This window comes from Halorientalis brevis (assembly GCF_042678165.1).
GTDB classification, from domain to species: domain Archaea; phylum Halobacteriota; class Halobacteria; order Halobacteriales; family Haloarculaceae; genus Halorientalis; species Halorientalis brevis.
The window spans coordinates 187,005-199,021 of the sequence record NZ_JBHUDJ010000002.1; the positions used below are offsets into that span (position 1 = coordinate 187,005).

Consider the following 12,017-nt stretch of genomic DNA (forward strand, 5'->3'; position numbering starts at 1 on the left):
CCGGCCCCGCCCGCTCTGCGAGCGGGCGCTCTCGGCCCGGAATGGTCGGTCGCGAGGGACGCGAGGCCCGACTGGAGGGAGGGCCTCGGAAGCGAACGGGCACTGCCCGTGAGCGAGGACGGGGCGTCTGGCCGCCCGAGCGCGGCGAGCCGTCACGACACACCGATCATCCACATCTCTCAACTCCCCGACCAACCCACGTCCTGGCGGACTGAACGGGCGAGGCCAGCGAGGTGCGACCGCAGGGCGCACCTCGCTAGCGAACGGGGAGGAACGACCCGTGAGCAGGCTCGCGTTCACCTGGTCGCCTGGGCGGGCCACTATCCGAGCGGAGCGAGGATATCCCGGCCAGCGACCGCGAGCCCGCCGAGGGCGTTCGGCACACTATCTGCGATGAAGTGAATCGCCGGGTCTCACACGTGATCGACCCGTGAGTGAGCCGGTCGAGCGGTGTTCGATCCAGCGCCGGGCCAGCGCCGTCGATAGTGGATGCGACACCCAGCCTATCACAGGGAGAGGAGTACTCGGAGCAATTGAGCAGTGAGTGTGGATTGCCCACCGACGTCGGCATCAGCAATCGCTCGTATTGCAGAGAGGCTGCTGCAGACACAGCGCATAGTCAGCACTCACGATCGTCTGTCAGAATGAGAGGGCGGTGATCAGTACAGGGAATGAATTACCCGTGTGGGTATCGTATCGACTCTGTATGCCTGAAGACGTTCTGTTCAAATCAGAGAGCGACCAGAGTCGAGAAGAGATTGCATCGTACCTTCGGAACGTCGCGGATAATCTCGACAGCGGAGATGCTATCACCCTGAAAGCAGGCTCCGAGTCTGTAACGCTGAATCCGCCTGCCCGACCGACCTTCGAAGTCAAAGCTGAACGCGAAGGGCCGGCTGGCAACATGACTGAACGAAGTGTCGAGTTCGAACTCGAATGGGACGAGAACGACGGTGAGGAGGGTGGCGAAAGTGGGCAGTTAGAAATCGAGTAAAGCGAGTACAGCCCCAGGGTACTCGTCATGATCGTCGTCGATCTGTTCGAGAAATCGACGCACTTCGTCGAATCTCGCTCCGAGCCGCACCTCGTCTTTGGCCCTGTCGAACGTGACGAACCCCGCATCCGCTAACTCGGGAAGGAGGACGTGATGGAGTTCGTAACAGACCGGAAGATGCTCCTCGTAGTCAAGCGTTTCACCCTCACGAAGTATCGGATCTGCAGGCCTCGAACCATCTCACAGGAGGGCATGTAGTACTCGCCACTGTCGTGCTGACAACATTCGTTCGAGTCGATCACCGTGACAATATTCGTCACCCACGGCCACGGTACCTGCTACCAACCGGATACCCTCGCAATTGGTCACTCCGAGTGCTCGTTCTTTTCGACTTCAGTGACGATCACGTCCCAGTCTGGATGTTCGGCTCCATTCCGACATTCGAATCCGCCTTCCACGTCGATTCCATTCTGATAGGCCGTGATAAGGAGCGTTTTTAGCTCCGCATTCAATTCCGCTTTCGACGTAGGCGGAGTCTCCGCAGACGTCATCTGCCCGCGTTGCTCCCGGATTTCTCCGCTGTTGGTTCGTGTCCTGGTGTGATACTGACCACACCGTAGCTGTGCACGGTTATCGCGTGGTCCTCGTGTGTGAACGTAACGTGGCTATCTCCGGACGTCCCGGGACGAACGCGGACGAGCGCATCCAAGGCGTCAGGATCAACCGTAGAGTGGAGCGGATCCAGTTCAACCGGGTCAGCGTCCATCACTCCCGCCAGCGTTGCGATAGCAGCCATGCTTGCGGGCGTCTTCGCCTGATCAAACTGGGTACGAACAGTCCCAGAGTCCTGATGATACTCGACCGCTTCGATTCCGACCCCAGACACCAGTGCGTCCATATCTACCCAAGCTAGCGGTCTTACTCGGTTTAGCAGAGGTACTGATTATACAGAAGGTTTAAAAGTACATCCGCCCGAACGGTCACGCCAAACTGGCGAGCGTCCCTCCAATGAGGCGTCGATGCCCGCGTCGGAGTCGTGACGAAAGCGATTGCTGGGTGATACCGAGTTCCTCAGCGATCTCTTCGAGCGACGCCTCGCGCGGGGTGTCGAAGTAGCCACGCTCGTAGGCCAAGACCAGCGCCTCGCGCTGGGTGTCGGTCAATTCGTAGCCTTCCCCCTGGATCGGGAGCATTGCGTGGACAGCGGTGATCTCTATCGGGATGTCGTTATCCTGGCAGTCCTCTCGAAATTCAGCGATTGCTTCCTGACTCTCGCCGCGCACCTCGAATCGCCACTCGTCTTTCGTTCCGATCCCAGTGAGCACAACGACGTTGGCCTTGGCCAGGGCACTCAGGACGCCAAAGTACGCTTGCTTCCACTCTGCACGCATGAGATACTCGTCCTCGATGCTATCGACCAGTCGGATGTCCGTCACGCCCTCGTGTGGGTCGAACGCGGCTTCGATGTCCTCGGTTTCCACACCACGCACCCAGAAGTACGGGACGATCAGCGTCTCGTGTGGAATCAGTCGCTCCAGTTCAACCGTCACTCCCGGCAGGTTCTCGAAGACACTCCCCAGCGGAAACTCCGCTGCCGGGCTCGTAAACGCCATCACGGTCGCCATGTGGGAGTCTTCGTCCAAGAGACCGATAATTGACGTGGCTGGTGTATCATGGCCCCGAGACAGGCCAAAGTACGGTCGGGAGAGAGAATAGCGAAGTCCGCGAGCAGGTAGGGCTGATTGAATGCTGGTGGGCATGGTACACCATGTCATCTCCTTTTGTAGGGCCCTGAACAACCTAGTCTCACAAGAGAGTATGAGTGTGATCGCGGAGGTTCGAATTCCACCCAACGACTTCGAGCTCGGGCAGATTCTCGATCTTGACGAGGCGTCGGCTATCGAACTCGAAACGCTCGTCCCGAGTGGGGACGTTACTGTGCCGCTCTTTTGGGTCTACGAACCGGTCGAAGACGGCTTTCTCGCTACCGTCGAACGCTATCCGACCGTGAATAACGTAACGGAGGTGGACGTGTTCGAAGACAGGACCCTATTCAGACTCGATTGGGATGCGAGCCAGGATCATCTCTTAGGGTGTATTCTGGACCACGAGGGGCAAATTTTGGGTGCGACAGGAACATCTGAAGGCTGGGATTTCGAGATTCGGTTCTCCCGTCGCGAGTCATTGAGTCAGTATCGGACGTGTTGCGAGGACGCACACATATCGCTGGAGATTATCAGTGTATACAATCCCACGAATCCCGGGGCTGGTCCGTGGTACGGCTTGAGCAAGCCACAACGGGAGGCGCTCATGCTTGCCGTTCGGATGGGTTACTACGACATTCCCCGAGGCTGCACCACCGAAGAACTCGCGGACGAACTCGAAATTTCTGATCAAGCAGTGACGGAGCGGCTGCGTCGTGCCATCGGTGCGTTCACACGGCATGCACTCATCACCCCCGAGCCCGAACCGTAAGTGAATCGGCTGGTTCCATTGTACATCATGGAATAGAATCAGGCAGTTGGGGCTCCGCTTTGTGAGTATGGATGAGAATGTAGAGCGAGGGGTATCTGATCGACAGGGGATCACCGAGTTCTCCAGGCCTGCAGAACGAGAGCGACCGATTTCCCCCGAGAGGATTCTATCGGCAGTCGGGAACGAACACCGACGGGCGATCCTCAACTCACTGACCAGCGCATCCAATAAGACATTGAAATACGAAGCGCTCGTCGACCGCGTTGCAGACAGGATTCGAGACGAAGACGCAGAGCGAGAGTCTGACGAGCATCGTCAACGCGTCCGGATCGCACTTCACCATACCCATCTCCCAAAACTGGAAGACGTCCGGATAATCGACTACGAGGCTGAAACGGGCCACGTCCAGTTTGTTGGCGGTGAACTGGAACAAGACCTCCTGACACTGGTAGGGTCACCCGATGCCAACGAGTGAATGAAGTGCAGTATCTAGGATGATTAGCTCTGCTGTCGATTCGATTCGGCAACTACTGTGAACGGCGGGTGAGGATGTCACACTCAGAAGCTACGCACTGCTCTGACTCTGCGACTGGAGGGTAATACCCAGCGGGTAGGGTAGCCATCGAGAGGTGAGCTGGACGTCGTGTATTCACCCACCGAGCCACCAGCCGTAGAGTTGTTCCTGCTCGTCCGTGTCGGGATGCTTCTTCGACTGGCCGTAGGTCTTCCCCTTGAGGAGCTGGCGTTCGACTGCGTTCGCTGCGAGACGGAGGGCGTGGGAAGCACCGTAGCCTTCTCCGTCGGCCGTGAAGTATCCGCGGTCGGTGACCAGACGAATCCGTGCCAGCACTAGCGGCACACCCCGGCTTTGTTCCTTATGCGCCTGCAGTTCGATGCTGGCCTTGATTACGCTCATCTCACCGTACTTCGAGGTCATGTCCTCAATCAGTGCGGCGACGCCGTCGTAGTCCATTCCCTCGAGCAGGTCGAGCCCGAACACCTGCACGGCGTTCCGGTCGTCGCGCTCCCAGGTGAGCGCCTCGATGACGTCCGTTTTTGTGATGATACCGACCGGCTCGTCGGTGTCACCGGCCGTGACGACGAGCGAGGAGATTTCCCGCTCGAACATCGTCTCGACGACCTCGTCGAGCGGGGCGCTCCGTTCGACCGTCGCGGCTGCGTCGGACATCAAATTCCGTACCGGAAGATCGAGCATTCGGTCAGCATCACCCTCGCGCGCGCCGAACCCACCGCGGTTCTGCCCACCACCGCCGCGGCCACCGAAGCCGCTCGACGACCCACCCTGGCTCTTGCTACCGCCTCGCGTCGTGAACTCGATGACGTCGTACAGGCTCAGCATTCCCGCGAGATCGTTCCCATCGACGACCGGGAGATGGGCGATTCCGGCGTCTCGAAGCATATTGAGCGCTTTTCCGAGAGTGGTGTCGGGGTCTGCACTGATCAACTCCGCCGTGTAGGCGTCGTCGACAGTCACCGCATCGAGAAACGGCCGGACCGCCTCGAGCACGGCATCGCCGGTCACTACACCAACGACACGGTCGTCGTCGAGCACGGGGAGCGTTTTGGCGTCGCTCCCGATCATGAGCCGCGCGACCTCGCGGACATCCTCAGTGCGGTCGACAGTCGGGACGTGCTGTACCTGTGAGCCGACTTTCGCAGACGGCTGGTTGGACGAGGAAGCTAGCTGTCGACGACTAACGACACCGCGATACTCGTCGCCGTCTGTTACGATGACGGCATCGAGTTCCTGATTCTCGAACGCCCCGGCGACCTTCGAGAGCGGTGTGACGATGTCGAACTCCGTGAACTTTGTCGAAAGAATCTCTGAGATATCCATGTGTAACTCTCTACTAGAAGGGACGCTGGACGGTTATCAGTAGTTGCTAGTACGGTTTTCTTATTCAGTGACTGGCTGAAACATAGTATTTAAAACCCGTGCATTTTATCATTATTTTGACTTTATAGTGCGTCTGTGGTCTGACCGCTGAATTTTCTCAGAAACAGATGGTGTTCTGAGCGGCGTGATGAATAGACAGCGCGTATCTCGCAAGAGATGGTCGACCGCCTGCTCCTGAAATCGGCCAGTTCAGAGGATCAGTTTCCCAGAGAAGTCCGTTCGATTCGGCATGGACGAGTGAGACAGGTGATAAGTACGTTGCATCTATTTCGCTGTCTGTGCTTTCCGATCGCCACGAGCTCCGAGCCAGAGTGTCACCGTTCCAGTTATCACGACCATGCCTATATTGAGAACGAGTAAGAGCAGGCCGCCACTGGCCTTGGCAGGCGCTCGTGACAGTAATGTTATTCCCCCAGCAGCTGCGGCCGGGACGAGTGCGAGGGCCGCGACGACGCCGACGAGCGTGTCTTGCCGTTCCTTGTCGGTCGTTATCCCCGCTGCGATACCCGCCGCAGCAGCAGCAACGACGCTGTACCAGCCGGCCGTAATGCGTTCCTCAAGTAGTGGTTTGTCGATGAGGTTCTCTGCAGGTGGGAGAACGCCTGTGATGTTCAGAGTCACCGTCGTCACGATAGCCCCCGCAGTCGCAGCGAAAAGACCGACGAACGCGACCAAGGTCCCGAATCCGGCTCGATTCAACCGGTTTGCAGCAAGGCCAGCGGAAACGAGTTCCAACGGCGTCAATGCCGGGGCAATGACCATCGCGCCGATGAGGATTGGAATCGAGTTGGTGAGGAGAGCCACGCCAGCAAGCACTCCGGACATCGACATCAAAACAAGATACGACGTATCAAGGGTGACCTGTTCGTACTTGTTCTCGCACTTTTCGGTAAGCGGGGCTCTGGGAGACACATGAAGAACCACGGGCGTGTCGGTTGAAGCAATTGCGACTATGCGAGAGTGTTTAATAAGGGAACTCAGTCCGTAATATGCCACTTTTATGCGCCCTGTCTCCCCGCTATATCGGTCACGCTGCTTTTGACAGGGAAACGGTAGTCGAGAGCGCTTATGCAAGATGGAGGGCGCGTATCTCGCAGATGTATTCGCTCAGATTTGGTGCAATCGAGTTGGTCAATACAGACGAGTTATCGAACAACAGTTACCGGCACCGGTGAGTGGCGGAACACTTTCTGGGCAACGTTCCCCACGAACAACCGTTCCGCAGGCGATCCACCGTGACTACCGATCACAACAGTATCGAAATCAGCTGCTCGATTGATGATCGCTTTCGCTGGCTGCCCCCACGCAACGTCCGTGGCTATCTCTTTCTCGTGTGTGTGCGCTATCTCTTGCGCTCGGTCATGGACTTGTGATGCGCGCCCCTCCACTGCCTCCTCAAAATCGTCTTCGAGTGCCAGTCCGACCGCTTTTCCCATCATCGCTGAGGGTTCGCCGACGATATGTAAGACCGTGATGTCCGCATCTGGATGCGCCTCAAGCGCGTATTCCAGTGCGTGTTCAGCCATCTCGGAATCGTCCATCGGGACAAGAACGCGGGATATCATAGGAAAATTATGGCTGCCAAAATCATAAACCATTGGTCAGACGCTCATCACCCACCGCTTCAGCGGTGAAACCCGGTGTCAGCCAGCCCTGGTGTCAGAGCCTATAAATTGGAGCCTGACAATGTTGACGCAAGTACGATGGTGGCACTCCTGACCGTCGTCGGTATCCTTGTCGCCGTATTTGTTGGGTTCAACATTGGCGGATCATCCACGGGCGTGGCATTTGGCCCTGCAGTCGGCTCACGTCTGATTCGGAAGACAACTGCGGGGGCGTTGTTCGTTGGCTTTGGCTTTCTCGGGGCGTGGACTGTCGGTCGGAACGTCATCGCGACGATGAGCAGCAGTATCGTGCCGGCAGCCCAGTTCACGCCCATCGCCAGTATCGCCGTTCTGTTCTTCACCGGCGCATCGCTGTTGATATCGAATCTCTATGGCGTCCCAGCCTCGACTTCGATGACCGCTGTGGGTGCCATCGTCGGATTGGGCCTCGCATCCGGCACCCTCAATCAGGCGCTGATGTTCGTTATCGTCTCTGCCTGGATCGTCGCCCCGCTGATCTGTTTGGGTATCGGTGTCGTGGTCGGCCGCTATATTTACCCCTATCTCGACCGCTACATCGCGTTTACGACGTTCAATCTCCACTTCATCCAACTCGACCGATCAGGAGTGATTCCACGGCCGTTCATCAATCCGAACGCATCACTGCAGGATATCGTCGGGTCACTCGCGGTCATCATCATCGGCTGTTACATGGCGTTCTCGGCTGGGGCGTCGAACGCTGCGAACGCAGTTGCCCCTCTCGTCGGTTCGGGAGGTTCGCTGACGGTCAATCAGGGCGTCCTGCTCGCGGTGGGGGCCTTCGGCTTGGGCAGTTTCACAATCGCCCGTCGCACGCTCGAAACGGTTGGAGACGATATCACGGAGCTACCGATTCTCGCGTCACTGATCGTATCCGTGGTCGGTGGCACGGTTATCACCATTCTCTCGTCTTTCGGGATTCCAGCGAGTCTCGCCGTCAGTACGACATCGACGATCATTGGGCTCGGATGGGGTCGAGCAAGTCGGGCAGCGACTCTGGCGGAGTTGGCGACGCCATCGCCAGCCGGTCCGGAAGTAGAAGTCTCGACTGGCGCGTTAGTCACCTCACGCGCCGAGGATGCTCCTGCCAGCCCGACCATCGGGGATATTGCTCGAGAAGAGGAATCGCCCGAGAAGCCAGACGAAATCCCGGACATCCCGGATGTCGGCGCTGAGGGACCGGCGGATCTCGACGAGCGAAGTCTCTTCGACCCGGCGGCGGCCAAGCGTATCGTGACGATGTGGGTGTTGACACCATCGCTGGCGATTGTCGCTTCATACCCGGTGTTCGCGCTCCTGCTATGAGTGATACTTACTGACGTTTACAGTCGGCCGTTCTCAGAAGTGGGCAGTTAGGCCACTGGACCCGACGAGCTGTGTTTGGCAGCATATGACACCAACACACCGCAGCGCTGAGTCCCGTCTTACCCAGCCATGGTTACTCGGTCAGTCAATGAGAAACGCCTATTTTTGCCGTTTGTGACGGTAGATGAGCAGTTCTACTGACCGGTCGATTCATTCGGATCGGTGTGAAACCGACGGTGGCCAACTGCTAACTGTATCCTCTGAATCGGTCACACCGCTAATGACCTAATACATACATATTGGTAGCATCCGGGCGAGAAACTTCCGACCGCAATCGAGGAGCAGGGGCGAGTGCTTCCGACAGAGAGAATCTGCCTCTCGGACGTCGTCGAACGGGCTGGAGTGACTGGAATCACTCCTCGCGTTTGCCGTACGTTTCCTCACCCCAGCCGTAGTCGGACGTTTCGTCGTCCCGTTCGAGGTACTCTTCAAGTGTCTCCTGTACCGCTCGGCCGAGATCATCTAACTCACCGTCAATCATTGAAACCGTGCTCGAACCGAGCGACTCGGGCCCATCCGGTTCCCGATAGTCGGTCGGAACCGTCGGGGCGTCGAAACGAAGACGGTCTTCGGTCGGGTCCCAGTAGAAGTCGAACGCGTGGAACAGGCCAAGGTCGCTGACAGTTCGAACGTGCTCTTCATCGAAATTCGTGTACTCGGCCCACTCGTTGAAGCCCTCTTTCCACGCACCCTCCTGGAGCAGGTCTTCGATGTCTTCGCGGTAGAAGTCCTCTGACCCGAGCGTCTCTTCTTGCCACTCGAAGTCGCGCGGCATCCCTCGGTTCGAGAGGTCTGGTGGTGCCGGAACCTCGATATCGAGCGCCATACCAGTGGAACCACTGGTAGCACAATAAAGCCCAGAGCAGTTCCTAATGAGACGCCTCCATCCCGTTACAGGATAGAGGGCGCGTCTCGGTCACGGGTGGAACGTGACAGCAGTCATTGCCACGGTCGCCCCCGATCGTCGGTTTATATCCCAAGCCACTCGTCGTTTCGGACCTGATATCCGTTCGCCCGACAGAACTTCGCCGCCTCTCGGCGTACCGCCCGGGACGTCGGGAGTCTTTCGTTGTCGCCGATTCGCTCGACGATCCAGTCGCTGATGGCTTGGATCCCTTCATCGTCGTCATCGGCGTCGATCGCTTTGAGTTCCTGGAAGGTCTTCTCGTACGCTCTGCGCTGTGACCAACTGAAATCCGTATTCCGAAGCGTCGTGCTGGCTTCCACGACTCGTTTCATGGCCGCAGCAACTGTCGGCCGCTGTACTTGCACCCCGACGGCAGCTGGCGAGTCGAACGTCTCCTCGTCTGTCTCCGGGACTAGTTCCTCGATACTGTAGCTCCCCTCGACCGATTCGATCTCGCGATCGCCGATCGCCGTGACGAGCTCAGTCCCCGTCGCCGGGAACGTCAGTTCTTCGAGCTCTGCCTCGAAATCGGCGAGTTCCTCTGCGACGAACGGTGGCTCTCTTTCGTCGCCACGCTCCAGTTCTGTGGCAACCTCACGCTCTTGCTGGCGTCTCTCAGCGTCTTGTGCTTGCTTGTCTCGACCGCGCTTATCGTCTGCCATCCCTGGATTTTGGCTCGCCATCCGGATAGCTCTGTGGCCGATCTCTGGTACTCCGGAACGTGTCCGCCGGCCAGCAAAATCGAGTGTCTCGGTCATCGCCAGACAGGTCTGCTAGTGCACTGAACACCCGAGGAATCACTGGTGTTTGAGTGCTGAATCTACCCTCTCTCTCGCACGTCGTTCGTCCCAGAGACGATAGATATTGCCACCCGGCCTTCGCAATCAGTACGTGACTGAGCGAGTCAGCAAAGTGGGGGACACAGGCTCGGTACCGATGCCTCCCGGTCGCCCGGTAGAACTCCCCGAGACTCGATTGCTCGCGACCGGCAACGCCTCCCTGGCGAGCGCGGACCGTCCCTGGCTCGGCGCCGTCACGCCGGCAGTCGGTCGCTCGCCCGCCCGTCGGCGATGGCCTCACCGAGTGCTCCGGTCATCTGCTCGGCGGCGAAGCGCCGGTGGGCGCGCCCGATCTGGTCGCGGTGAGCGAGAGCCCCAAACCGCTGTGCAGTGACCCCACTGGTCTGGGACCTCGTCCGTGAGGGCAGCCCCGTCGACGGAGTGGGACTCGGCTGCCGCCCGATCGAACAGTCGGACGCCGGCCGAGGTGCGGATCACCTCCCACACCGCGGAAGGAGAGGGTGGTGGACTGTGGTGCCCACCAGTCGGAACTCGACACGGTGCAGCCAGCAGGTCGCGGCTGGAGCAGTGATCCCGCAGTGCGAGGCCTCACTGAGGGGCGACTATCGTTCGTCCCCGAACCCATCAGGCTCCCGCCGACTCCCAGTCGCACTCACCACAACCGGATTTCGCCCGCAAGGAGAGGCGTGCACACGGGTTTCCAGGCCTGTGGTGATCGGACGGGCCACCGACCAGAACGCACCACTGCAAGGCACAGCTCATCGTCACACACCCGCGAGAGTCGCTGTCGCGTCGCATCTGCATCCGACGACAGTCCCTCGTCGCCGGTCACCCGGGCCACCTGGAACAGGCCGCGCGAAAATCGCCAGACGGCACGGTTGTGTGGAACCGTCCGGCCGGTCGTGGTGTCTGTCCAGGCTGGCGCTCGCCGTTGGTCCCAGGGTTGCTGCAGCCTTCGCATCCACCCAGAGCGTTCCTCTCTCGGCCGGACTGTCACTGTGCTTCGACCGGCTGGGGCCCCTCCGTCGCTCAGCGCCCCCGCTCACCAACGTCCCGAAACCCGTGTGTCAGTGTGTTCTTGCGGCCGAAAACCGTTTCTGTGGAAATCACGAGTCGGCTGCAGATTCGCCTAGCTTCCCGCTCCGGCGTGTTCAGCAACGGACGGCTCCTGTGGACTTACGGCCCGTTTTCGAACGCGGTCGAGTCCAGAATCCGCCCAGATCACCGTTCACGCCGACGGGCAGTTTCCAAGAGAATCGTCCACAGATCCATTTCGAGGGGAGCCCACCGATTCGAGCGAGCGCCGCATCCGTGAAGGTGGAGCGTCAGGCAACGATTAGAGAGCGTAAACGGTCCGTAACATGGGGATTACCCAGTTGTCTCACAGTCGAGAGTCTGTGAGATGGGTCGAGCCCGCTTCAGGGGTCTCCACCTAGTCGTTTGATGGCGTGTTTGTCTCCGCCCATAGGGGTGGGCGCACGGAGTGCGCCCATGGTTCGACGATGAAACGGAACCACATGCAACAACTCCGGAACCGATCGGCTGCACAATGGTTGCAGATAGCGGGGATTTTCGAGTTGGGGGAAAAACGATGAACGGCCGCCGATGTCCAGAATGTGATCGTGTCTTCGATACTCGAAATGGCCTCGCGATACACCACTCCAAAAAACACGGAGAGGTACTTCCCAACCGCCAATGTCACAATTGCGAGGGCTATTTCCATTCAGAACACCAGAAAAAGTACTGTTCCGACGTCTGCCGTGAGGAAGCGGTCTCCTTCGCTGGGGCAAACAATCCGAATTACAACGGCGGACGTGAAACGACGACGTGCCAAATCTGTGATCAAGAGTTCGAATACTACCCGTCCGAAAAGCGTGGTCTGTACTGTCCGAGCTGTGTGGAAACAGAACAGTGG

The 12,017-nt window shown here is 58.8% G+C and carries 13 protein-coding genes; 5 read left to right on the top strand and 8 right to left on the bottom strand.

Annotated elements, in window-relative coordinates:
* Positions 1-215: hypothetical protein (locus tag ACFR9U_RS04645; RefSeq protein WP_379813866.1), on the top strand; the 215-nt coding region annotated here is incomplete at its 5' end.
* 491 nt (positions 216-706) lie between these two features.
* The gene (locus ACFR9U_RS04650) at positions 707-994 is read left to right on the top strand and encodes an amphi-Trp domain-containing protein (RefSeq protein ID WP_247376240.1); all 288 of its coding nucleotides are present in this window, start codon (positions 707-709) and stop codon (positions 992-994) included.
* A 365-nt stretch (positions 995-1,359) separates the two neighbouring features.
* On the opposite strand, the gene ACFR9U_RS04655 is transcribed toward ACFR9U_RS04650, so the two are convergent.
* The 3 genes from ACFR9U_RS04655 to ACFR9U_RS04665 all read right to left on the bottom strand — a co-directional run bounded on the left by ACFR9U_RS04655 (position 1,360) and on the right by ACFR9U_RS04665 (position 2,619).
* A complete protein-coding gene (locus ACFR9U_RS04655) occupies positions 1,360-1,545 on the bottom strand; it encodes a hypothetical protein (RefSeq protein ID WP_345893357.1) in 186 nt (61 codons plus the stop codon).
* Complete coding sequence (locus tag ACFR9U_RS04660) at positions 1,542-1,892, bottom strand: HalOD1 output domain-containing protein (protein WP_282594168.1); 351 nt, start codon at positions 1,890-1,892, stop codon at positions 1,542-1,544. Before ACFR9U_RS04660 ends, ACFR9U_RS04655 begins: the two co-directional genes overlap by 4 nt.
* Positions 1,893-1,974: 82 nt before the next feature.
* Complete coding sequence (locus tag ACFR9U_RS04665) at positions 1,975-2,619, bottom strand: helix-turn-helix domain-containing protein (protein ID WP_247376234.1); 645 nt, start codon at positions 2,617-2,619, stop codon at positions 1,975-1,977.
* 193 nt (positions 2,620-2,812) lie between these two features.
* On the opposite strand from ACFR9U_RS04665, the gene ACFR9U_RS04670 reads away from it, so the two are divergent.
* A complete protein-coding gene (locus ACFR9U_RS04670; RefSeq protein ID WP_247376230.1) occupies positions 2,813-3,469 on the top strand; it encodes a helix-turn-helix domain-containing protein in 657 nt (218 codons plus the stop codon).
* A gap of 67 nt (positions 3,470-3,536) precedes the next feature.
* Positions 3,537-3,944 carry a DUF7344 domain-containing protein gene (locus ACFR9U_RS04675; protein WP_247376229.1) on the top strand — a complete coding sequence of 136 codons (408 nt, stop codon included), beginning with the start codon at positions 3,537-3,539 and terminating at the stop codon, positions 3,942-3,944.
* A 174-nt stretch (positions 3,945-4,118) separates the two neighbouring features.
* Here ACFR9U_RS04675 and ACFR9U_RS04680 read toward each other — a convergent pair whose 3' ends face one another.
* The 3 genes from ACFR9U_RS04680 to ACFR9U_RS04690 form a co-directional block, all read right to left on the bottom strand.
* The gene (locus ACFR9U_RS04680; protein WP_247376226.1) at positions 4,119-5,327 is read right to left on the bottom strand and encodes a CBS domain-containing protein; all 1,209 of its coding nucleotides are present in this window, start codon (positions 5,325-5,327) and stop codon (positions 4,119-4,121) included.
* A gap of 324 nt (positions 5,328-5,651) precedes the next feature.
* The gene (locus tag ACFR9U_RS04685; RefSeq protein ID WP_247376225.1) at positions 5,652-6,299 is read right to left on the bottom strand and encodes a DUF389 domain-containing protein; all 648 of its coding nucleotides are present in this window, start codon (positions 6,297-6,299) and stop codon (positions 5,652-5,654) included.
* A 233-nt stretch (positions 6,300-6,532) separates the two neighbouring features.
* Positions 6,533-6,952 carry a universal stress protein gene (locus ACFR9U_RS04690; RefSeq protein WP_247376221.1) on the bottom strand — a complete coding sequence of 140 codons (420 nt, stop codon included), beginning with the start codon at positions 6,950-6,952 and terminating at the stop codon, positions 6,533-6,535.
* 138 nt (positions 6,953-7,090) lie between these two features.
* Here ACFR9U_RS04690 and ACFR9U_RS04695 point away from each other — a divergent pair, with 138 nt between their 5' ends.
* Positions 7,091-8,335, top strand: coding sequence for an inorganic phosphate transporter (locus tag ACFR9U_RS04695; protein WP_247376219.1), 1,245 nt, complete (start codon positions 7,091-7,093; stop codon positions 8,333-8,335).
* Between the two features lie 412 nt (positions 8,336-8,747).
* On the opposite strand, the gene ACFR9U_RS04700 is transcribed toward ACFR9U_RS04695, so the two are convergent.
* Together ACFR9U_RS04700 and ACFR9U_RS04705 are read right to left on the bottom strand one after the other, a co-directional pair.
* Complete coding sequence (locus ACFR9U_RS04700; RefSeq protein ID WP_247376216.1) at positions 8,748-9,221, bottom strand: hypothetical protein; 474 nt, start codon at positions 9,219-9,221, stop codon at positions 8,748-8,750.
* 143 nt (positions 9,222-9,364) lie between these two features.
* Positions 9,365-9,964: a DUF5789 family protein gene (locus ACFR9U_RS04705; protein ID WP_247376213.1), complete on the bottom strand. Its 600-nt coding sequence runs from the start codon at positions 9,962-9,964 to the stop codon at positions 9,365-9,367.
* Between the last annotated feature and the right edge of the window lie 2,053 nt (positions 9,965-12,017).

Coding starts and splice junctions, on each gene's coding strand:
- ACFR9U_RS04665 (WP_247376234.1), bottom strand. CDS start 2,619: ATGGCGACCGTGATGGCGTTTACGAGCCCGGCAGCGGAGTTTCCGCTG.
- ACFR9U_RS04695 (WP_247376219.1), top strand. CDS start 7,091: ATGGTGGCACTCCTGACCGTCGTCGGTATCCTTGTCGCCGTATTTGTT.
- ACFR9U_RS04675 (WP_247376229.1), top strand. CDS start 3,537: ATGGATGAGAATGTAGAGCGAGGGGTATCTGATCGACAGGGGATCACC.
- ACFR9U_RS04670 (WP_247376230.1), top strand. CDS start 2,813: ATGAGTGTGATCGCGGAGGTTCGAATTCCACCCAACGACTTCGAGCTC.
- ACFR9U_RS04650 (WP_247376240.1), top strand. CDS start 707: ATGCCTGAAGACGTTCTGTTCAAATCAGAGAGCGACCAGAGTCGAGAA.
- ACFR9U_RS04655 (WP_345893357.1), bottom strand. CDS start 1,545: ATGACGTCTGCGGAGACTCCGCCTACGTCGAAAGCGGAATTGAATGCG.
- ACFR9U_RS04700 (WP_247376216.1), bottom strand. CDS start 9,221: ATGGCGCTCGATATCGAGGTTCCGGCACCACCAGACCTCTCGAACCGA.
- ACFR9U_RS04680 (WP_247376226.1), bottom strand. CDS start 5,327: ATGGATATCTCAGAGATTCTTTCGACAAAGTTCACGGAGTTCGACATC.
- ACFR9U_RS04705 (WP_247376213.1), bottom strand. CDS start 9,964: ATGGCAGACGATAAGCGCGGTCGAGACAAGCAAGCACAAGACGCTGAG.
- ACFR9U_RS04660 (WP_282594168.1), bottom strand. CDS start 1,892: ATGGACGCACTGGTGTCTGGGGTCGGAATCGAAGCGGTCGAGTATCAT.
- ACFR9U_RS04690 (WP_247376221.1), bottom strand. CDS start 6,952: ATGATATCCCGCGTTCTTGTCCCGATGGACGATTCCGAGATGGCTGAA.